The sequence below is a fragment of the Nocardioides sp. genome, assembly GCF_004803405.1.
Classification (GTDB): Bacteria; Actinomycetota; Actinomycetes; order Propionibacteriales; family Nocardioidaceae; genus Nocardioides; species Nocardioides vastitatis.
The window spans coordinates 1-20,779 of the sequence record NZ_SSXI01000060.1 but is presented as its reverse complement, the minus strand read 5'-3'; the positions used below and the strand labels follow the sequence as shown (position 1 = coordinate 20,779).

At 68.5% G+C, this 20,779-nt stretch carries 21 protein-coding genes, 1 tRNA gene and 1 pseudogene; 5 read left to right on the top strand and 18 right to left on the bottom strand.

Features of this window, described 5'->3' with window-relative positions:
- Positions 1-20: 20 nt before the first annotated feature.
- The gene (locus tag E7Z54_RS03935; RefSeq protein WP_136431704.1) at positions 21-821 is read right to left on the bottom strand and encodes a fumarylacetoacetate hydrolase family protein; all 801 of its coding nucleotides are present in this window, start codon (positions 819-821) and stop codon (positions 21-23) included.
- Between the two features lie 57 nt (positions 822-878).
- On the opposite strand from E7Z54_RS03935, the gene E7Z54_RS03930 reads away from it, so the two are divergent.
- The gene (locus E7Z54_RS03930; protein WP_136431703.1) at positions 879-1,319 is read left to right on the top strand and encodes a RidA family protein; all 441 of its coding nucleotides are present in this window, start codon (positions 879-881) and stop codon (positions 1,317-1,319) included.
- A gap of 197 nt (positions 1,320-1,516) precedes the next feature.
- Here the strand turns inward: E7Z54_RS03930 and E7Z54_RS24320 are convergent.
- The 14 genes and pseudogenes from E7Z54_RS24320 to E7Z54_RS03860 all read right to left on the bottom strand — a co-directional run.
- Positions 1,517-1,903: pseudogene (locus E7Z54_RS24320) on the bottom strand (hypothetical protein); the annotation flags it as partial.
- A gap of 411 nt (positions 1,904-2,314) precedes the next feature.
- The gene (locus E7Z54_RS03920) at positions 2,315-2,674 is read right to left on the bottom strand and encodes a HepT-like ribonuclease domain-containing protein (RefSeq protein ID WP_136431702.1); all 360 of its coding nucleotides are present in this window, start codon (positions 2,672-2,674) and stop codon (positions 2,315-2,317) included.
- Positions 2,674-3,147: a nucleotidyltransferase domain-containing protein gene (locus E7Z54_RS03915; protein ID WP_136431701.1), complete on the bottom strand. Its 474-nt coding sequence runs from the start codon at positions 3,145-3,147 to the stop codon at positions 2,674-2,676. Before E7Z54_RS03915 ends, E7Z54_RS03920 begins: the two co-directional genes overlap by 1 nt.
- Positions 3,148-3,377: 230 nt before the next feature.
- A complete protein-coding gene (locus E7Z54_RS03910) occupies positions 3,378-4,775 on the bottom strand; it encodes an FAD-binding oxidoreductase (RefSeq protein ID WP_206055989.1) in 1,398 nt (465 codons plus the stop codon).
- A gap of 124 nt (positions 4,776-4,899) precedes the next feature.
- Entirely contained in the window at positions 4,900-6,522 is a 1,623-nt protein-coding gene (locus tag E7Z54_RS03905) for a helix-turn-helix transcriptional regulator (RefSeq protein ID WP_136431700.1), read from the bottom strand.
- 74 nt (positions 6,523-6,596) lie between these two features.
- Complete coding sequence (locus E7Z54_RS03900) at positions 6,597-6,899, bottom strand: DUF4235 domain-containing protein (protein WP_136431699.1); 303 nt, start codon at positions 6,897-6,899, stop codon at positions 6,597-6,599.
- A gap of 1,600 nt (positions 6,900-8,499) precedes the next feature.
- Positions 8,500-8,573: transfer RNA gene (locus E7Z54_RS03895), tRNA-Met, on the bottom strand.
- Positions 8,574-8,622: 49 nt separating this feature from the next.
- Positions 8,623-9,243, bottom strand: a complete 621-nt coding sequence (locus tag E7Z54_RS03890; protein ID WP_136431698.1) for a trimeric intracellular cation channel family protein — start codon at positions 9,241-9,243, stop codon at positions 8,623-8,625.
- Positions 9,244-9,252: 9 nt separating this feature from the next.
- Complete coding sequence (locus tag E7Z54_RS03885; protein WP_136431696.1) at positions 9,253-9,669, bottom strand: limonene-1,2-epoxide hydrolase family protein; 417 nt, start codon at positions 9,667-9,669, stop codon at positions 9,253-9,255.
- A 4-nt stretch (positions 9,670-9,673) separates the two neighbouring features.
- Positions 9,674-12,631, bottom strand: coding sequence for a UPF0182 family membrane protein (locus E7Z54_RS03880; protein WP_136431694.1), 2,958 nt, complete (start codon positions 12,629-12,631; stop codon positions 9,674-9,676).
- Complete coding sequence (locus E7Z54_RS03875; protein ID WP_136431693.1) at positions 12,628-13,185, bottom strand: PPA1309 family protein; 558 nt, start codon at positions 13,183-13,185, stop codon at positions 12,628-12,630. The genes E7Z54_RS03880 and E7Z54_RS03875 overlap by 4 nt, the downstream gene beginning before the upstream one ends.
- Before the next feature lie 32 nt (positions 13,186-13,217).
- Positions 13,218-14,255 carry a YlbL family protein gene (locus E7Z54_RS03870; protein ID WP_136431691.1) on the bottom strand — a complete coding sequence of 346 codons (1,038 nt, stop codon included), beginning with the start codon at positions 14,253-14,255 and terminating at the stop codon, positions 13,218-13,220.
- A gap of 31 nt (positions 14,256-14,286) precedes the next feature.
- Positions 14,287-14,601, bottom strand: coding sequence for a hypothetical protein (locus E7Z54_RS03865; protein ID WP_136431689.1), 315 nt, complete (start codon positions 14,599-14,601; stop codon positions 14,287-14,289).
- A gap of 45 nt (positions 14,602-14,646) precedes the next feature.
- Positions 14,647-15,075 (bottom strand): molybdenum cofactor biosynthesis protein MoaE, encoded by a 429-nt coding sequence (locus E7Z54_RS03860; RefSeq protein WP_136431687.1) that lies wholly within the window; start codon positions 15,073-15,075, stop codon positions 14,647-14,649.
- A gap of 86 nt (positions 15,076-15,161) precedes the next feature.
- On the opposite strand from E7Z54_RS03860, the gene E7Z54_RS03855 reads away from it, so the two are divergent.
- Together E7Z54_RS03855 and E7Z54_RS03850 are read left to right on the top strand one after the other, a co-directional pair.
- Positions 15,162-16,478: a zinc-dependent metalloprotease gene (locus E7Z54_RS03855; protein ID WP_136431686.1), complete on the top strand. Its 1,317-nt coding sequence runs from the start codon at positions 15,162-15,164 to the stop codon at positions 16,476-16,478.
- The gene (locus tag E7Z54_RS03850; protein WP_136431685.1) at positions 16,475-17,017 is read left to right on the top strand and encodes an NUDIX hydrolase; all 543 of its coding nucleotides are present in this window, start codon (positions 16,475-16,477) and stop codon (positions 17,015-17,017) included. Before E7Z54_RS03855 ends, E7Z54_RS03850 begins: the two co-directional genes overlap by 4 nt.
- A gap of 60 nt (positions 17,018-17,077) precedes the next feature.
- On the opposite strand, the gene E7Z54_RS03845 is transcribed toward E7Z54_RS03850, so the two are convergent.
- The 3 genes from E7Z54_RS03845 to E7Z54_RS03835 all read right to left on the bottom strand — a co-directional run bounded on the left by E7Z54_RS03845 (position 17,078) and on the right by E7Z54_RS03835 (position 19,927).
- A complete protein-coding gene (locus E7Z54_RS03845) occupies positions 17,078-17,644 on the bottom strand; it encodes a M48 metallopeptidase family protein (protein ID WP_136431684.1) in 567 nt (188 codons plus the stop codon).
- A gap of 47 nt (positions 17,645-17,691) precedes the next feature.
- The gene (locus tag E7Z54_RS03840) at positions 17,692-18,729 is read right to left on the bottom strand and encodes a PHP domain-containing protein (RefSeq protein ID WP_136431683.1); all 1,038 of its coding nucleotides are present in this window, start codon (positions 18,727-18,729) and stop codon (positions 17,692-17,694) included.
- 367 nt (positions 18,730-19,096) lie between these two features.
- On the bottom strand, positions 19,097-19,927 hold the full coding sequence (locus E7Z54_RS03835; protein ID WP_136431682.1) for an enoyl-CoA hydratase/isomerase family protein: 831 nt from the start codon (positions 19,925-19,927) through the stop codon (positions 19,097-19,099).
- A gap of 137 nt (positions 19,928-20,064) precedes the next feature.
- Here E7Z54_RS03835 and E7Z54_RS22905 point away from each other — a divergent pair, with 137 nt between their 5' ends.
- Together E7Z54_RS22905 and E7Z54_RS03830 are read left to right on the top strand one after the other, a co-directional pair.
- Positions 20,065-20,223, top strand: a complete 159-nt coding sequence (locus E7Z54_RS22905) for a DUF5679 domain-containing protein (RefSeq protein WP_240769510.1) — start codon at positions 20,065-20,067, stop codon at positions 20,221-20,223.
- A gap of 157 nt (positions 20,224-20,380) precedes the next feature.
- Positions 20,381-20,779 (top strand): hypothetical protein (locus tag E7Z54_RS03830; RefSeq protein WP_206055988.1); only part of this gene is annotated, 399 nt, incomplete at its 3' end.

Genomic DNA, 20,779 nt, shown 5'->3' with positions numbered 1-20,779 from the left:
GGTCCTTGTCTAGTGCGGATTCAGCGGAAGCGGACGGTGTTCGTGAGCGTGCCGATGCCCGGGATCTCGGTCTCGACGACGTCGCCGTCGTCGAGGTACGTCGGCGGGTCCATCGCCATGCCGACGCCGCCAGGGGTCCCGGTCAGCACGACGTCGCCCGGACGGAGCACCGTGAAGGTGGAGATGTAGGAGAGCAGCGTGGCGCAGTCGAACACGAGGGTCTTGGTGTTGCCGTGCTGCCGCTCGAGGCCGTTGACCCGACAGATCACCTCGATCCCGGCGACCGGGTCGAGCTCCTCGGGCGTGACCACGACCGGGCCGAGCGGAGTCGTCGCGTCCCAGGCCTTGCCCTGGAACCACTGGGGTGTCCGGCACTGCCAGTCCCTGATCGAGATGTCGTTGGCGACGGTGTAACCGGCGATCCCGTCCTCGGCCTCCAGGACCGTCGCGTTGCGCAGTTCGCGGCCGACGACGACGGCGAGCTCTGCCTCCCAGTCCACCTGCAGGCCGGCGGGCACGGTGATGTCGGAGCCGGGGCCAATCAGCGTGTCGGCGTACTTGGCGAACAGCGTCGGATGCGACGGCTCCGCCCGACCTGTCTCGGAGATGTGGTCGCCGTAGTTGAGGCCGCAGCAGACAACCTTTTCCGGGCGCGGCAGCGGCAACACGGGTACGGCACCGTCGATGGGCGCTCCGGGCCGACAGTCGGCGCCGGACGCCAGCAGAGCGGACAGGTCAGGTGCCCCCAGCTCGTGCCAGCTGTCATCTATCCGGGCAGCGGCGGCGGTGCCGGCGGCGAATCGGACAGTCGCAAGTTGCATATGACATTTTCTGCACGAACGTTGATCTCTTGTCAATCGATGATCTACGGTGGGTCCATGAGCACCGACCTCACGCCCCGTCCGGTCAACCCGGCTGCGCTCCCCGCACCCAGTGGCTACTCGCACGGCACCCTGAGCGGCAACACGCTCTACCTGGGTGGCCAGACGGCGCTCGACGCCAACATGCGGATCGTTCCTGGCGGGATCGTCGAACAGTTCCGCCAGGCGTTCGGCAACGTGCTGACCACGCTCCGCGAGGCCGGCGGGGTCCCCGAAGACCTCGTGTCAATCACGATCTACCTCACCGACATCCCCGACTACCAGGCCCACAGCCGCGAGATCGGAGCCGCGTGGCGCGAGCTGGCCGGCCCGGTCTACCCCGCCATGGCCGGCATCGGCACGACTGCCTTGTGGCAGCCCGAAGCAATGATCGAGATCCTGGGCGTCGCCGTGATCCCGGACGATCGACTCGTTCGTCCTGACGCCGGGGGCGCGTGAGGTCTCTCCGAATGATGTATCAGACGACGTGGAGTGGGCGCTCGCAGCCTGCCCGCACGGCTCACCGGCCCCGCACGAATCGTCAGAACGCCACGCGATTTGGATAGTGTCCGCGCTCTGCGGATCGCGGCGTACGGCGTTCAGTGCGAGCGTGTGAATCGTCCCCTTGATCCACGGGAGAGCACGATGTCCGAGAGTCAGTCCTTCTCACAGCCCTCAGAGCTGGCCACACTGCTTTGTCGCGAACTGATCCGCCTCGCCCGACACGAGGAGGAGTTGGGTGCGACAGAAAGTGCCCGAACGCCGTACTGGACCCCTGTGCCGGCGTCCGTCCTCGGCCACCAGCTAGCGGCCGCAGCCCTCCGCGACGGCGTGGCGCACATCGAAGCGGCGGCCCGAGGCGCGTTGATCGCCTCCTGAGCGGCGCCAGGACGCCGAACCGCGGGTGAGGACCGCCGCCCGGCGTGGGATCTGCGGGGGCCGACCAGTTGGACCGACTCAACCGCGGCCCAGCGGACAAGCCGGGAGCCCTGCTTCGTGATCCGGCCGCGGTGCACGTGGGTGTCGGACTCGTGGTGCTTCGGTGTGAGCCCAGCCCCGACCTAGTCAGTCGACTCGTCGCCGCGACGCGAACTTCAGAGGATGGCTGTCAGGGCACCGCCGCACCCGGGATCGGCGCCCTACGGGACCGGGTCGCGGACCGCCGCGGCACCAACATCGGCGAGGTCGCCGCAGCCAGGCTGCAGATGGAGTACGTCTTCTACGCACTGCGCGACGGAATGGGTGCTGAAGTGCGCGTACGTGACCCAACGCGACCTCGCCAAATCTTGCTGGCATGTGAGCATTCGTGCGCTGACCTGCGAGGACGCTAGGTGCGACAGTGGCGCGAACCCCGCACTTCTTGCCGCGGTGTGACCTGACAAGGCGACCCTTGCTGCCATTTTCGGTGCCTAAACGCGACACGACTCGAATCTCGACCCTCGTCCCCCGCGGTCTCACTCTGCTTCGTCGAGCGCGACCTCTGCGTCGTCGAAGAGGCCCCGTAGCGACACCTTCCAACTCGGCAGATCTCTGGAGAGCGTCAACCACGTCAGCTCGCGATTGATCTCGTCGTACTGATGAATGATGAAGTTGCGGTTCGCGACGGCGAGTGCCCACTCGACGCCGTCCGGCGCCAACACGTCGAGCCGGGACAACCGGTTCGCTGCCTCACCGAGCTTCATCATGAGCGAGTCCCCCGCCTCTTGGAGCAGGTCGTCGGCGAGGTACGCCGCCTTGCCGCGCTGCCCGATCTCGTCGACGCGGCTCAGCCAGGCCTGGATGTGGAGGAGCTCCTTGGCCGCCTTGAGTTCCATCAGAGCAGCACTGCTTCGCGACGAATGTCGTCATCCAGCCTCGGCTTCAGGCCGCCGGACTCGACCAGGTCGATCTGCCGGCCGAGCACCCGCTCGAGCAGCTGCTTGAACCGGATGAACTCGAATGACGACGTACCCTCCGGCGCCTCGACCAGCAGATCGATATCGGACTCCTGACCTGCCTGCCGACGAGCCACAGAGCCGAAGACCGCAAGCCTGCCGTATCCGGCATCCTCGGCGAGACGCCGGAGCACCGGCGCAGCCGCCTCAATCAGCTTCTCCGGATGAACACTCGACAGATCCGAAGCCGTCCGCAACTGCTGACTCACCGCAGGCTGACTAATGCCGAGCGCCGTCGCGATCTCCCGCTGGCTCATCCCAGTTGCCACCATGGCCCGAAGCGCGAGCACGCGCCGAAGCCGCGCAACATCCTCGTCATGTCGCGCGCCAAGGTAGTCGGCCAGCAGTTCCATAAGCCAACCTTATCACCGTAGCTGCAGCGAGCGCTTCCAGATCGCCGGGCCCAACAGCGTCACACCGCCCACTAAGACGCACGTTCACCGCAGATTCTGAACTCGACGACGGCGAAAAGTCCTCACCATCGATTCGCGGCGGTCGGCAAGGCGTTCAAATTCGGTGGGCACCTCACGCAGTAGGACCGGTGGAGTACCTAGCGCGTCGCTACCCTCGCGTTCCCGATGTGTTACATGCTCGGCGCGATGTTCGCGTTGAGTCGGAAAAAGTTGGTTGGGTCGTACTTGTTCTTCAAGGTGACCAGCCGCTCGTAGTTGCCACCATACGAAGCCACAACTCGGTCCTCGCCTTCCTCCCCTAGGTTGTTGACATACTCCCCGCCCATCGAGAACGGCGTCATCAGGTCCCACCACTCGCGGACCCATCCCTTCTGCGCCTCGGACTCACCGGGATCGGTCCACACCGACACCGCGAAGTTGTCCCACTGGACGTCGCGGTGCCAGAAGGCTGTATCCGATCGCGTCACGCGGCCGACGGCGCCGCCGAACTGCTGGAAGATCAGCAGAGAACGAGGTGAGGGAACTTTGGCGAAATGGTCGACGGTCAACTCGAGCGCGTCGTCGCTGATGTCTTTCAGGAAGTGCGACTTCCAGTAGAAGCATGGGCCGATAGGGAAGAACGCGTCGGCAGCGGCCTGCACGTCTGTATAGGCAAGGTGCCCGATCTCGTGGGACAGTGGCGCACCGAATCGCGAAAGCGGCTGTAGGACACGTTCCCCCTCATCAATGGGCCCGACGTAACAGACCGAGATCACGAACGCCGGCTCACCGTCCGGGGATGTGAGGAAGATGCCGTCGGCTGACAGCTCGTCGGGAGCCGTGCGCGAGTACTCGTGATAGAACTCGAGGGCAGCTCTGGCTTCCTTCAGCCGATGTACCACGACGCCGCCCAGCACATCCGGGCCAACCGGATGGAGCCGAAACTCGAAGGCGGTGGCGACGCCGAAATTTCCTCCGCCGCCCCGTACCCCCCAGAACAGGTCTTCGTTCTCTCTGGCACTCGCCCTGACGACTTCGCCAGATGCCGTGACGACTTCGACTGCGAGCAGGTTGTCGCAGGCGAGGCCGTACTTGCGAGCCAGGCGGCCAACCCCGCCGCCGAGTGTTAGTCCTCCCACGCCGGTATGCGTGACGACGCCTGCCGTGGTGGCAAGACCGAACACCTGCGCCTCACGGTCGAGATCACCCAGTAGCGCCCCACCCTCGACGCGGGCCATTCGCTCGACGGGATCGACATGAACCCTCCTCATCCCGGATAGGTCGATCATGAGGCCCCCGTCGCACGTCGCCTTGCCGGCGATGTTGTGACCGCCGCCGCGCACGGAAACCAGGAGATCGTTCTCCTGGCCGAACCTGACGGCTTCGCAAACATCACCTGGTCCGGCACAGCGGACGATCAGCGCCGGTCGCTTGTCGATCATGCGATTCCAGACCCGGCGAACCTCCTCGTAGCCGTCATGACCGGGGAGCAGGAGCTCGCCACCCAGACGGGAGCTCAACGCCCGGACCTCCGCTTCGTCGACGACGGTCATTTCACCCGTAGGGGTGCTGATCGTTACGTGCGCCATGGTGCCGCCCTCCGGGGACTAGTTCTCACCTTGTGTGGACGCTAGGACTACGCGTCTCAGGCGCACATCGGGTGAACCTGCCATCTCGCGGACAAGGCGGTGGTGTGTTCGCACCATCGCTGGTTCAGACGAGACCGTGCTGGAACGCGAAGGCGGTGGCCTCGGCCCGTGAAGAGACCGCGAGTTTGCGGAACATGTTCTCGAGGTGCCGGGAGACAGTGTGCTCGCTGATGCCCATTGCCACTGCAATCTCGCGGTTGGTCTTGCCGGTCGAAACCAGGCGAAGGACCTCGAGCTCGCGCCGGGAGAGTCCCTGCGGATGTTCCTTCGCGCCACGGGCACGCTCAGCAGCCGCGCGCGCATCCAGGCTTGCGCCGAGCCGCTCGAATGACGCCTGGGCCGCCTCGAACTCCGTATATGCGCGTTCCCTGTCCCCGCCGCGCTCGCTGGCCAGGCCGATGAGCATCCGCGCCTTGGCCGCAAAGTAGGGCGACTTCAGCGATTCCCACAGCCACCACGCACGCCGCGCGTGCACCAAGGTCTGCTCGACCTCTCCCTCGGCCAGGTGAAGCGATGCTCGCGCCGCCGCCGCGGTCGCTTCGAGCATCGCGGTGGCTGTCCGGAAGGCAACGCTCTCCAGCGCCTCGACAGTTTCCCGAGCCGCGCGCAGATCCTTCAGGGCGATCGCGACGTCGACCTGAGTCGCAAGCAGGCGTGCATGCTGGACCGCGGGCTCGGCCGTCGAGGCCAGCGATAGACGGAGCCCCGCGGCTGCGGCATCGAGATTGCCCTGAGCCAGCCGAACAGCTGCGAGCCCCGGCTGAGGATCACGTCCCAGCTTGCGGGCACGAACGAACCAGTTCTCGGCCGCAGTCAGGTCACCGCGGTTCAGCTGAATCTCCCCGATCTCGTACAAGGCCTCAGCGACGACGTGCTGCTCCAGACCTTGCATCTCCTCCGTGGTTCGCAACGCCTCCGACTCAGCCTGCTGCCAATCGCCGTGCAAAGCTGTGATCCCGACGCGATGTAAGCGGCAGATGCCGTGATAAGGCGTGAGGGAAGAAACCGAGTCGCACCACGCCATCGCTGCCTCGGCCCACTCGCCCGCCCGACCGAAGTCGGCGCGCTCCACGCAGGTGGCGAGGACGTTGCAGTAGATGAAGCCGGTGAACAGTGGACTCAAGCGTTGTCCGACCACCAGCGTCATGGCTTCGTCGAGCAGCGCCACTCCCTCGCGAGCTTCCCCGCACGCGATCAACACACGCCCCAACGTCTGGATGCCCATCGCATGCAGATCGAGGGAACCGAATCGTTCTCCCAGCTCCATAGCGAGCTGAGCACGTGTGCGTGCAAGGTCGAAATCGCCCCTCGTGCGTGCGAGGTCGGATTCGGTCAAAGCCACGAATCCGCGCTCTATGCACTCTGGGTGAGCTGTCACGTGGCGCTGTGCGCGCCTGAGCCAACCCGACGCGGCCGATGACTCATCCCTTATTCCGTAGTCGACTGAGAGGAGCCAGGCTGCATAGGCCGCCCCGCGCTGCTCGCCGGCCGCCAGGTACCTAGCGTATGCCTGTTGTCGAATACCGATCGATTCATCGAGGCGGCAGGTCCACCAGGCGGCATCAGCCATCGCCTCAAGATCGCGCGGCTCGAGCTCTGCAAGATCGAGGCGCCCGAACAGGTCGAACGCCTCGGTCCACGAGGCCCGCCACGCGGCATCCCTGGCTCGCTCGAGTGCCGTGGCCATCTACGGGATCCCCTGGGTCGTCGCTCGGGGGCCAGCACAGGCGCCCGTCCCAATCGACGCCGTTCGCAAGCCGGTCATTCCAGAGCACCCGGAGCGACGAACTGCTTCATGCCGGGGGGCAACGCCCCTGCCGGGCTGCGCCAGTAGGTGGTCGCCGTGCGTGTCCCGAGCAGCCGGGCCACGGCGCCCGCAGAACCGGACAGCACCACCCAGCCGATCGGCTCGCCCCACGTGGTGTCCGGTTCTCCTGGTGGGTCGGTGGGCTCCTCCCGGTCTGCCAGGTAGCGTCGAACGCCTTGCGGCGCCGCCACGGCGAAGGTGACCCCGCCAAGGCTGCCGAACACGTTCCAGTCGAGCTTCGAGCCGGCACCTGCCATTGCTGCCTCACCCTCATCGGATCGACACGCCCCACTCTCCCTCCACTTGCAATGATCCTGCAATCGGACTAGGGCCGAAGCCGAGCTGCGCTACGGCGTCGCGGAGACGCTGGAGGACCAGATCGTCAACGGCGACGGCACCGGGGTGTGCACCTGACCGGCTTCGCCATACCAGCCACACCGTTGTGCAGCGTTCAACATCGACCCGATCCGCATCCCGATGTCGGCCATCAGCGCGCTGATGGCCCCTGCGCGCGAATCAACGAGAACGGCCAACCGTTTTCGTCTTCGGCCTGGCCGACTCGGAGGCCATCGAGACCTCAGCCTGGACTCCGGTGAGTACGTCGCGTCCCGGCATGCCGGGCCTGTGCACGCCGCCGCGCGGCTGTGGGGCGTGCCGGTGGTGCATGCGCCGGGTGTGGCGGCGCGCACCGGCTAACTGGTGGACCCCCTCGGCGGTCACGCTCGTCAGCGACGGCGAGGTGCGGGTCGAGAACAACTCGGCCACGGGCTTCACCGCTACACGGTGATCGCGCGGTGGAAACGAGGGGCCGCCCTGGCAGGGAAGCGGCCTCGCCGGAATCGCCCGGGGGTCGCTGCTGCCTCAACTGCCGCTGCCAAGCGACCAGCAACTCGTCACTGTCCATGAGTTGCCAGGGGTAGCGGCCACCCCAATGACCGACTGGCTCTCCGGCTCCATGGCGCCGGAACTCGTCAAGCCGCTTGGCAAACCCACGGCGGCCTGAGGCTCCGCCTGACGCCTTTCCGATATAGAGCACCCGCGAACACCGAACCCACGCGTCTTGTAAGGAAGGTCGATCGACGGACGGGTCCTTCCCCTTGAGCGCCCGGCGCATCGGCGAACGGGGCCCGAACCCCGAAACCGACGGCTGCGAGACCCTCGCGTGTCGAATCCATCGAACCAGTCTGTATCAACCGCGCGGCCGGCGGGAGTTGCGACGACTCCGCCGCCAGCGGACCCTGGCTGAACTTGACTGTCTCGGGTCAGAGGGCATGGTCACGCCTCTTTGCAACGTCTACCGTGGATCGTATGAGCGAGGCTCTGGATCTCCTTGATCCACAATGTCCTTCGTGTGGACAGCCGCTTCGACACGGCGGGCATCTGTCACGCCAGAACGCTGCCCTTCTTGCCGCATCGGGAAACGCTGGAATCACGTTCGAGACGCAAGGTAGATGCGAGAACGAGGCCTGTCCTGACTTCGGTCGCGAATTCGCGCCGGCTGAGTGGCTTCAGCCGACCGACTGACTGAAGCGACGCGGGGCCACGTTCCCATGGACGATTGCTGCGAGTCGCGTCATTTCGCCGCTTAGGTGCGCGCGACCCTCGATCCAGGCGCCTCCCAGGTGGCGACACTCCCCCGCCTGGGCACCTCGACCAGCCGCCTAGAAGTCGCCCGAAATCACATGAAACCACGCGGCTGACCTCGCGCCGGATCGCCCACCGCTGCGCATGCGGAAGCTCCTCACGCCAAGCACCCAGAGGGGTTTCTGGGTCACAAAGCGCGACACAAGCCGGAATGGCTCAAAATGACAAGTGGCCCGTGACCTGCGTTTCCGCAGGTCACGGGCCACCTTCTTGTAGCGGGGGCAGGATTTGAACCTGCGACCTCTGGGTTATGAGCCCAGCGAGCTACCGAGCTGCTCCACCCCGCGTCGGTGAGTCCAACACTAGGCCATGGCTGGAACGGCTCCAAATCGGGGTCTAGGTCGGAGGCGGCACGTCACGCGGCAGGGGCGCGGTCCAGCCCCGGCGCAGGGCGATCAGCCGCCAGCCGGTCGTCATCGCCGCGGCCGGCACTGCCACCACCGGCAACGGCAGGCCGAGGTGCACTCCCGTCACGGCCACGGCCGAGCCGATCAGAGCCGGGATCGCATAGAACTCTCCGTCGCGCAGGACGACTGGGACCTGCCCGGCCAGCAGGTCGCGGATCGCTCCCCCGCCGATGCCGGTCAGCATCCCGAGCATCGCGGCGGGCACCGGCCCGAGGCCGTACTCGTGCGCCTTCAGGGCACCTGCGACGGCGAACATCCCGAGCCCAGCGGCGTCGAACACGTTGATCACGCCTTCGAGGCGGCCCACTGCGGGGTGCCAGAGGAAGGTGACGAGGCCGGCGAGGATCGGCGTCACCAGGTAACGCCAGTCCTCGAGCGCCGGCGGTGGCAGCGCGCCGATCAGCACATCGCGGATCAGGCCGCCGCCGAGGCCGGTCACCATCGCAAGCACCACCACACCGACGATGTCCAGCCGCTTGCGCACCGCGAGCAGGCCCCCGGAGACCGCGAACACGAAGATGCCCAGCAGGTCCAGGGTGAGGAGGAGCATGACGTCGGCTCAGCGGCCGAGTCGTCGCGAGACCGCCCCTACCACCGCGCGCCCGGCGCCTTTCGCGCCGGCAGTGACGAAGTTCGCCCAGTCGAAGTAGTCACGCCAGAGCACGATCTTGCCGTCGCGCACCTCGAAGGTTCCGCACACCCAGAAGTCCATGGCGAACGAGCCGCGGGTCAAGGTGTCGACGCGCTCGGTCAACACGATCGGCCCGTTAGCAGCGATGTTGCGTGTCTCCACGCGGAGTCCGCCGCCGAACCGCGCCAGCGTTCCCAACTGCTTGCCGACGGCCTCCTTCCCGCGAGCCCCCGGAAGCGGCACGTTCTGGTAGTAGACGTCCTCCGAGCACAGGTTCAGGGCGCCCTCGACGTCGAGAGCCTCCAGCCTGGAGAGGAACGCCTCGACCACGTCGATCTCGGTCATCGGCCTACTCGCTGGCCCGCTGGTTCGCCAACCGGACCGCACGGTCCACCGCGGCCTGGGCGAGTTCCAGCTGGCGCGCCCACTCCACGGTGTCGCCGTCGGTCTGGGCCTCCTCGGCGGCCTGGAACGCGGCATCGGCGTCGCGCAGCGCAGCGGCGATCCGCTCCTCGATCGACAAGTCGGGGTCCTCCTCGGCCGGCGGCTCCTCACCAACCGGCGGATCCTCCTCGGCGGGCGGATCCTCCTCGGAGTCACCGTTGGCATCGAGGTCGACGTCGAGAGCATCGGCGAGCGCCCGCGGCAGGTTGCGGTCGATGCCGACCCCGTCGCCGTACTTGACGATGACGTACTGCAGGATCGGGAACGCCGACGTCGCGCTCCGAGCCGCGTAGACAGGCTGGATGTAGATCAGCCCGCCCTCCACGGGCAGCGTGAGCAGGTTGCCGAACCGCGGTGGCGTGGCGCCCTGGACCCGGTACTGCTGGAGCTTCTGCGCGACCGCGTCGTTGCCCTGCATCTCGTTGGCGACCTGGCCCGGTCCGGGGGTGTTCTCATCGGCCATCTCCAGAAGGCGCAGCTTGCCGAAGCTGTCAGACTTCGCGTCCGAGTTCACCTGCAGGTAGGAGGTCAGCGTGTTCTGGGCGCCGCGCGGCTTGAAGACCGAGGTCAGCGACCAGTCGTCGGTGTCCTCGACCCCGGTCGAGAAGAGTCGGTACGGCGGTTGGAAGACCTCCCGAGTGGCATTCGGATCCTCCGGCACCTCCCACCGGTCGTTGCCCGAGTAGAACTCACCGGCGTCGGCGACGTGGTACCGGGCCAGCTGGTAGCGCTGCACCTTGAACAGGTCCTCGGGGTAGCGCAGGTGCTCCATCAGCTCGTCGGAGATGTCGTCCTTCGGCTTCACCGCCCCCGGGAAGACCTTCATCCAGGTCTTGAGGATGGGGTCGTCCTCGTCCCACTGGTAGAGGGTGACGGTTCCGTCGTAGGCGTCGACGGTCGCCTTGACCGCCGAACGCATGTAGTTGATCTCGTCGGTCGGGATCGTCTGCAGCCCTGTCTCCTGCTGCAACGAGTCGTCGATCATCGCGTCGAACGACTCCCGCTGGGAGTTCGGGTAGCGGTCGGTCGTCGTGTAGCCGTCGATGATCCACTGGATCCGGCCGTTCACGACCGCGGGGTACGGGTCGCCGTCCACGGTCAGCCACGGCGCGGCCCGCTCGACCCGCTCGAGGGGCGTGCGGTTGTAGAGCACCTTCGAGTTGCCGTTGACACGGCCCGAGAGCAGGAAGTTCGGCTCACCGAACTTGATGGCGTACATCAGCTGGTTGAAGGTGCTGCCGACGGGTACGCCGCCCTTGCCGTCGTAGGTGGTCGTGACGCGCTCGTCGTCCGTTCCCTCCCCCGTGCTCGGGAGTCCGAGCTCGAGATCCCTGCCGCCTGCGCTGGCCTTGCCGACGATCGAGTACGACGGGCTCTGCTCGCCGTAGTAGACCCGGCTCTCGAACTTCTCCGCGTCGGTGAGGTCGGTCCCGCCCTCGGTGCCCTCGCCTCGGATCCCCTCGGCCCACACGATCCGGCCGTTGGCCTGGTCGTCGATGTCGATCCGGTTGGCGTAGGCCGCGATCAGCCCCTCGCCGTGGGTGTACTCGGTGTGCAGGTTCGACCAGTTCTGGTCCGAGGCCTGGATCCCGGACTGGTCCAGCTCCCGCACGCCCAGGACGAGCGGGACCTCCTGGCCGTCGATCGTGTAACGGTCGACGTCGAGGACCGCGGGCACGGAGTAGTAGGCACGGATCCGCTGCCTCTGCTGGAACGTCTCCCGTACCTGGAGCGGGTCGACGACGGGGGTGGTGGTGAGCTGGCGGAGCACGGTGTTCCCCTGCGCCTTGCTGGTGCTGCCCGAGGGGATCCCCTGGTAGGCGGTCTCGCTCTGGATGTCGCTGAGTCCGTACGCCTCGCGCGTGGCGTCGATGTTGGCCTGGATGTAGGGGTTCTCCTTGTCCGCCTCCGACGGCTTCACCTGGAAGTTCTGCACGATGGCCGGCCAGATCATGCCGAGCAGGATCGCCGAGAGCACGAGCAGCGCGAGACCCACCGAGGGCAGCTGCCACGTGCGCCGCCAGACGTTGAGGAAGAACAGCACGGCGCAGATCAGCGCGACACCGACGAGGATGTTGCGGGCCGCCAGCACGGCGTTCTCGGCGGTGAAGTTCATGCCGGTGAAGATCCGGTGGTCCTCGGTGACGAGGTCGAAGCGGTCGAGGAAGTAGTCGACCGCCTTCGCCATCACGAAGACGCCGAGCAGCACCGAGAGCTGCACCTGCGCCGCGCCCGAGAGGCGGTCGTGGGTGGCCTGGAGACGGATGCCGCCGAACAGGTAGTGGACGACGGCCGTCGCGATGAGCGCGACGATCGTCGCAGCCAGCACGAAGTCCACGACGAAGTGCCACCACGGCAGCTCGAAGATGTAGAACCCCAGGTCCCTGTTGAAATAGGCGTCCCGCTCGCCGAACGTCTCGCCGTTGCGCCAGAGCATGTAGGAGCGCCACTGGCCCACGGCGGACGTGCCCGCGAAGATGCCGACGACGAGCGCGACGCCACCCAGGAGCCACCCGCGGATCGGCGTGACCGCATCGCGGTAGCGGTCGACGCTGCCGTCGCCGCCGACGGGCCGGAACAGGGGGCGGTACCGGTAGGCCAGGTGCATGTTGACCGCGACCGTCGCCGCCATCACCGTGCCGAACACCAAGAAGAGCCCGATCCTGGTCCACAGCATCGTGCTGAACACCTGGCTGTAACCGACCTCCTTGTACCAGAGACGGTCGGTGTAGATCGACGCGAACGCGGTCAGCAGGAAGAAGCCGACGACGAGCACGACACCGGTGATGACCAGCGCCCGCGCTCGGCGACCGGGGCTCTCAGGCCCCGGGCGCTCCGGCTCTTCGTCGAACAGCTCACTCATTTGTCCCCATTCATGGGCTCGTCCTCCAACGTGCTGCGCAACAGCTCGAGCAGGGCCGGCACCAGGTCGGCGCCCCCCATCACCGCGCTGTTGTCGTCCTCGCTGCGCAGGCGCAATGCACAGTATGACGCGCCGTGTCGAGTCACCCCGGCGACGATGCGCACCTCCTCGCGGTCGGGGTGCTCGCGTGCGAACTCCTCGGCCTCTGCGGGGTCCTCGGGCACCTGACCGTCGGCGGCCGGCGGCAGCACCAGCCGCTCCACAACGGCCGCGCAGCCGATGACCACCTCGGGCCACACGATGCCCGGCAGCACCTGCTCCAACTGCTGGTCTGCCGGCAGAGGCTCCTGCTCGATCGGCGTCAGCGAGCCGCGCTCCGCAGGTGAGTCCAGGCCGAGCTGGGCAGCCAGCTCGGGCTCCTGCTCCACGAGGTCACCGGTGTCGACCAGCGCGTAGAGCCGGGCCGGCTGGTCCCAGCCCGTGCGCGCGTGATGGCCCTCGATCTCCAGCACAGCGGCCGCCAGGGCCGGGTCGACATCCAGGTCGTAGTCCATGGCTGGCTTCGTCCGCTCGTCTCGTGGTGGGTTCAGCAGGTCGGGAGCTTGGCGTCGTGGTCGCGTGCCCACCTCTGGATGGCCACACGGGCGTCATGCATGGTGCTCGCCTTGACCAGCCGCAGGTCCGTGTCGATGTCCCTCACGTCGGCGCAGTTCTCCTCGGGCACGAGGAACAGCTCTGCTCCGGCCTCCTCCGCGCCCGCGATCTTCTGCTCGATGCCGCCGATCGCCCCGACGCTGCCGTCGGGCAGCAGCTCACCGGTGCCGGCCACCGTCTGGCCACCGGTCAGGGAGCCCGGCGTCAGGGTGTCGTAGATGGCGAGCGCGAACATCAGCCCCGCGCTCGGTCCGCCGACGGTCGGGTCGACCCGCAGATTGATGGTGAACGGGAACTCGTAGCCCAGGCCCAGGTGGACGCCGACCCGTGGCGTGCCGTCCTCGATCTCGGGCTTGATCCGCACCGTCAGCTCGCGCTTCTCGCGCATGATCGTGAAGACGACAGCACTGCCGTCTTTGTGCTCGCGGACCGCCTTGACCACGTCGTCAGCGGTCTTGACGGTCTTCCCGTCGACCTTCTCGAAGATGTCGCGCACGAGCAGCTTGCCCTTGGCCGGTCCGTCGGGGGCGACCAGAGCCACCTGCACGGCGGACGGGATGTCGTACCCGAGCTCCTCGAGGGCGACCGCCTTGGCCACGTCCTGCGACGTCGTCATCTGGACCGCGCCCTCAGCCTCCTCGTCCTCAGCGCTCTGGTCGGGGGGATGCACGACGTCGTACGGCACGACCGCTCGGTCCTCGTCGACCCAGCGCGCGAGCGCGTCGCCCAGCGAGAGCTTGTCGCCGTGCGCGGATGCGACCACCGTCGTGAACCGGAGCTGGCCCTCGTCGTAGTAGGCCTTGTGCCCGTCGACCTGGACGAGCTCGGCCTCGTCGGCGTCCTTGCCCAGGATGTCGAAGGTGGGCCCCGGGCTGTAGGAGGCGTACGGCAGCGGCACCGCGAGCACGATGCCGCCGAGAATCAGCACCAGCGGCCCCGCGATGCACACGGCGATCAGGCGCTGGCTCATGGCGCCTACCTTCTCAGACTGGGACAACTGGTCAGGAAGCGCGTCGGTCGCGTCCGGACCGCTCGGACGGCCCTGCGTCCTCGGCGGGCGCACCCGCCTCCCCCGGGATGACCACGGGGCGGGTCTTCGAGGGTCGCAGCGCGACACCGGTCGACCGTTCGGGAGTACGACGCGGCGCGGCGTACCCGGGCCGGCGGCGCTGCTCGCGGGTCAGCGCCTCCCCCAGCTTTCGCGCCGCGGTCTCGCGGTCGACCGCGCCCCGGCCCTCGCGCCCCCACCAGCCGACCCACACCATGGCGGTGAGGGTGACCACGGCGGCCGGCACCAGCCAGAACAGGATCTCCACCTGATGAGGGTAGGTCGGGGCGCGGGCCTGATCAGACAGACACGCCTACGGCGCGCCCACCCACTCCTCGGTTCCGTCGACGAACCGCTGGTGCTTCCAGATCGGGACCTCGGCCTTGAGCGTGTCGATGAGCGCCCGGCTCGCCTCGAACGAGGAACCTCGATGCCCGGCCGTGGTGGCGACGACGACGGCCAGGTCCCCGATCGCGAGGTCACCGACCCGGTGGACGGCGGAGAGGCCGCTGACGTCGTACTCCTCGGCGACGCGGGCGCAGACCGCTCGCAGGCGGTCGATCGCATGGGGATGCGCAGAGTAGGACAGCCCGGTGACGCCCCGCCCGTGGTCGTGGTCGCGAACCCTCCCGACGAACAGCACCAGTCCGCCGGAAGCCGGGTCGTCCAGGCTGTCCAAAACCGCGGCCACCGACAGCGGGTCCTCGGAGATCGCGACGAGGCGCACGGCGGGGTGGCTCATGGAAGGCACTCTAGAGGCACGTACGTCACGGCCGGCCAGGGTGTTCCCCAGCGCCGACGGTTGGCGGACAGGCGTAAATTCGAGGCATGACCAACGAACCGGGCGACGATCAGCCCAACCCGTTCAAGGGCACGCCGTTCGAGCAGATCTTCGGCGCACTCGGCGGCGCGTTCCCCGGTCCCGGTGGCGGGATGGCGTTCTTCCAGCAGATCCAGTCGCTGATGGAGCCCTACGACGGCCCGTTGAACTGGAAGGTCGCGAACGACCTGGCCCGCCAGGCGATCAGCCAGGAGCCGGACCCCGCCCCCACGCCGCGCGACCAGGATCAGGTCGCCGACGCCGCGCGCCTCGCCGACCACTGGCTCGACACGGCGACCGGCTTCCCGTCCGGTCTGTCCACCACTGCCGCGTGGAGCCGCGAGCAGTGGCTGCTCGAGACCCAGCCGGTGTGGAAGGTGCTGATCGAGCCGGTCGCGGCCCGCTCGGTGACTAGCCTGGGCAGCGGCCTGCCGGAGGAGATGAAGGCCGCCGCCGGGCCCCTGATCGGGATCATCGGCCAGGCAGTCGGAGCGATGCTCGCCACGCAGGTGGGCCAAGGCCTCGGCGCGCTCGCCGGCGAGGTGCTGACCGCCTCCGACATCGGCCTCCCGCTCGGCGCCCGCGGCAAGGCGGCCCTGGTGATGAGCAATGTCCGGGCCTTCGCCGAGGGCCTCGACATCAGCGAGGACGACGTCGTGCTGTACCTCGCGCTGCGCGAGACCGCCCACCAGCGGCTCTTCGCCCACGTGCCGTGGCTGCGCGAGCACCTGATCGGCGCGGTGACCGACTACGCCCGCGGCCTGGAGATCAACGCCCAGCAGATCCAGGACCGTGTCCAGGAGCAGTTGCAGGGCATCGACCCGACCAACCTCGAGTCGATGCAGGGCCTGCTCGAGGGCGGCCTGTTCGACCCCCCACAGACCGCCGCGCAGACCGCCGCGCTCTCCCGCCTCGAGATCGCGCTCGCGCTCGTCGAGGGCTGGGTCGACGAGGTCGTCGGCCAGGCCACCGAGGAGCGGATGCCGGCAGCCGCCAAGCTCCGTGAGGCGGTACGACGGCGGCGGGCCGCCGGCGGTCCCGCCGAGCAGACGTTCGCGGCGCTGGTCGGCCTGGAGCTCCGGCCGCGACGGCTCCGTGACGCCTCCACGCTGTGGGGCGGTCTTCGCGCCCGCTCCGGTGCCGAGGCCCGCGACGGGGTGTGGATGCACCCCGACCTGCTGCCGACCGCATCGGACCTCGACGACCCGCTCTCGTTCCGGGCCGACGCGACGGCTCCCGAGGACCTGTCGGAGGACGAGTTCGACGCCGAGCTGCGCAAGCTGCTCTCGGGCGACGACTCCCCCGGCGACACCCCAGAGGAGTGAGCCTCCACGCCGATGCGCTCGCCACCCTGCGGGCGTGGGCCGGACCGAGCCGCGAGCAGGAGAGCCTGCGCCGCCGGTTCCTCACCCATCTGGAGTCGACTCCCGACGGGATGTGGCGGTCGTCGTACCCCGAGCACCTGACCGCCGGGACGATCGTGCTCCACCACACCGGCGAGCGGGTGCTGCTCAACCTGCATCGCAAGGCCGGCCGCTGGTTCGCGTTCGGCGGGCACGCCGAGGACGACGACGCGACCCTGGCCGGGGTGGCGCTGCGCGAGGCGCGCGAGGAGAGCGGCATCGCCGATCTCGACCTCCATCCGGAGCCGCTGCAGCTCGACCTGCACGTGGTGCCGTTCTGCGACCCGCGCGGCGGCGTGAGCCACCTGGACGTGCGCTACGCGGCGCTTGCCAAGCCTGGCTCGCGAGAGCTGGTCAGCGAGGAGTCGCTCGACGTGCGGTGGTGGCCGGTGGACGCGCTGCCCGATCTGGAGCCGAGCATGGTCGACCTGATCGGCAGGGCGCGCACCCTGCTCTGCTGACCTGCGAAATGGGACCTCGCCGGCCACGAGTTGGAAGCTCCTGAGCGTCGAGTTGGGACTTCAGTCGACCTCTTCGCCCGTCCCGACCTCCTCTGACGGCGGGCGCGGCAGCCGCGCCGCGTCGGACCAACCGGCGAGGTACCCCTTCGCCTTCTCGGCGTCCGGGTAGTGCGCCACCCAGGCCCAGAACTTGTCGTTGTGGTGGGGCTCGATCAGATGAGCGAGCTCGTGCACGATCACGTAGTCGATCACCCACTCGGGCATCCGCTGGAGTCGCTCGGAGAGCCGGATGGTGCGGTCGCTGGGCGTGCATGACCCCCAGCGGGAGCGCTGGTTGCCCACCCACTGCACCGACTCCGGCACGGCGATCCCACCGAGGTAGGCGTCGCTGAGCGACTGCGCCCGATTCTTCAGGTCGGACGGCGACCACTTGCGCGGGGCCAGCTGCCGCTGCTCCTTGCGCTGGATCCGGGCGACCATCTTGGTCACCCAGGCCCGCTCCTCGGCAACCGTCAGGCTCGCAGGCACCAGCACCACGATCTTGTCCCCGTCCCGATAGGCGGAGACCGTACGACGCCGGCGCTCCGACCGTCGTACCTCCACCCGCGGCTTGCTCCGCGCGCCCATGACGTGACCCTACGACTCCCGGCGTCCGGACTGCGGGACCTCCGAGGTCAGGGTCGGGCCCAGTCCAGCAGCCGCTCGAGCGGCCAGGTGTTGACGATCCGGTCGGCGTCGATCCCGGCAGCCTCCGCGCGCTCGCAGCCGAGAAGGGGGTAGTCCAGCTGGCCGGGCGCGTGGGCGTCACTGTCGATCGAGAACAGGCAGCCGATGTCGCGGGCCAGCTCGAGCAGCCGCGTGGGCGGGTCGCGGCGCTCGGGCCGGGAGTTGATCTCGACCGCGACGCCCTCCTCCGCGCAGGCCTCGAAGACCGCTCGCGCGTCGAACTGCGACTCTGGCCTGACCCCCCGGTTGCCGGTGACCAGCCGGCCGGTGCAGTGGCCGAGCACGTTCGTGAACGGGTTCCGGACGGCCGCGACCATCCGCCTGGTCATCGGCTCGGGGTCCATCCTCAGCTTCGAGTGCACGCTCGCGACTCGCACCTCCAGCCGCGCCAGCATGTCCTCGGTCTGGTCCAGCCCGCCGTCCTCGAGGATGTCCACCTCGATGCCGCGCAGCAGCCGGAACCCGGCGCCCGCCAGGTGCTCGTTGACCGCCGCGACCACGTCGATCTGCCGGGCCAGCCGCTCGGAGGAGAGGCCGCGCGCCACCTTCAGGCGTGGCGAGTGGTCGGTCAGCACGAGGTACTCGTGCCCGATCTCGATCGCCGTCATCGCCATCTCCTCGATCGGCGAGCCGCCGTCGGACCAGTCCGAGTGCGAGTGCAGGTCACCGCGCAGTCGGGTCCGCAGTGCCATGCCGGCGCTGTCGGCGGTCAGCGCGGCGCCGTACTCCTTCTCGGCCTCGGCCAGCTTGTCGGGCATCCGTCCCTGGATCGCCTGTGCGATCACCTTCGCGGTGCTCGCGCCGACGCCGGGGATCTCCGTGAGGGTCCCGCACCGGGCTCGTTCGGCGATCTCCTCGGCCGGCAGCGGCAGGATCGCCGACGCCGCCCCTCGGTAGGCCTTGACCTTGTAGCTGTCCGCACGCCCCCGCTCCAGCAGGAACGCGATCCGCCGCAGCGCCGCGACCGGTGTTCCGTCGTAGCTCACGCGTGCTCCGTCCTCCTCGGACTTCCACAGCAGGTCCGCTCCGGGAAATGTTTTGTCCACAGGCGGTGGAAGAGCCTGTGGGGTCCATTCTCGCTGGTCACCCGACCGTACGACGCCCTACCGCACGCCGCGCGCGGCGGCTCGTCCACAGCCAGCCCACCGTTCCACACCCGCCATCCACGGGACCCGCCCATCCTCCACAGCTTTTTCCACAGCGTTGTCCACAGGCCGACACGCGCACGGATTGACCGTAGAACCAGCGGCTGCCTAGCGTCGTACCCAGACGAGGCCCCCGGGGCCGCGACTCCTCGCTCGCAAGGGGAAGGCAAGCGAGGAGCACGCACAACCGGGGGTCTTGCCTTCGTTCTCAGCGTCCCTCGAACTGCGGCGTCCGCCGCTCCTGCGCGGCGCGGACCCCTTCGAGCAGGTCGGCGGTCGCCAACGTCACCGGCTGGGCGAGCGCCTCCCAGTCAAGGCAGGCCTCGACACTCGCGTGACCGCGCTGCAGTGCCGTCTTGGTGAGTCGGGTCGCGATCGGCGCCGCCCCGGCGACCTGCGCCGCCACCGCCAGCACCTCCGCGCGGAAGCCGTCGGCCTCGATCACGCGTGACACCAGGCCCAAGCCCAGCGCCTCGTCGGCGTCGAGCAGACGGCCGGTGAGGAAGAGGTCACGCGCGGCCGCCGCGCCGACCACGTCGGGCAGCAGGTAGGTCCCTGCCATGCCGGGGTGGATTCCCAGCTTGGTGAAGGGGACACCCATCCTCGCCCCTCGCGCGGCGTAGCGGATGTCGCATGCGAGCGCCAGGCACAGGCCGGCGCCGATCGCCGGACCATTGATGGCCGCGATCGTCGGCACTTCCAGACGTCGGATCGAAAGCCAGGCTCGGTAGAACGGCAGCATCCTCGACCGCAGCTGGTCGACGGTGGCATCGGGCTCCGAGACCAGCCACGACAGGTTCCCGCCCGAGCTGAACCCGTCGCCCTCCCCCGTCACCACGACGACTCGTACGCTCGGGTCGGCAGCGAGGTGGTCGATCGCGGCGACCCAGGACCGGGTCATCTCCTCGCTCATCGCGTTGCGCGTCTCGGGCTGGTGCAGCACCAGCAGGGCGACCCCCGGGGACGGCCGCTCCAGCCGCAGGTGGGTCAACACGAGCTTGTGGGAGCGCGAGGACGAATTCCGGTCCGACTCAGACATGCGGGGCACGGTACTGCGCCTCGGGCCCCGCGTGCCGTAGGGTCAGGGAGGTCCGGAGTTCGCTCCGGGCCCCGGCGGGTTTCCACCTGTGTCCCCGTCGCGACGACCGAACGAACAACATGAGCAAGGAGGCCGTCATGGCGGAGACCTGGAGCGGCGAGTTCTACTGCGTCAAGTGCAAGGCCAAGCGTGAGGCCGAAGGCGAAGTCAAGGTCAACGAGAAGGGGACCCGGATGGCGAAGGCCGTCTGCCCCGTGTGCAGCACGAACCTCAACCGGATCCTCGGCAAGGCCTGATCCACAGGCCCTCTGTCCGACGTCGCGGGCGGCACCACCTCCGGGTGGTGCCGCCCGCTGCTGCGTTGCGCCAGTCGACCGGGCGGGAGGCCAGCGAGGCTGGAGACCCTGTGGATGACCTCGGCGGCCGGGCCCCGAAGGTGCCACCCTGCTGGACATGTCGTCCCTCGGGAGCCACCACCTGACCCTGCGCCCCGGCGCTCCCGTCATGGCCCGCTCTCCCGGGATCCTCCAGGTCGGCCTCGACGAGCCAACGGCTCGCGTACCCGACGACCCGTCCGTCACGCGACTGCTGCGAGCACTCGGTCGCCCTGGCGGCGTACCCGCCGAGCCCGACCAGCTCCCTCCACCGGCTGCGGCCGCCCTCACCACGCTGTACGACGCCGGGCTGGTCGTCCCCGTCCCGTCGACCGAGCATGGGGCCGATCCCTCGATGGTCGCCCTCCGCGCCCAGTTCGGCCCCGATGCCGTACGACGCCGGGCAGCCCGCGACGCGACAGCGATCGCCGTCCGGGCGGACCCGGCGACCCGGTCGATCCTCGATCCGCTCCTGGCG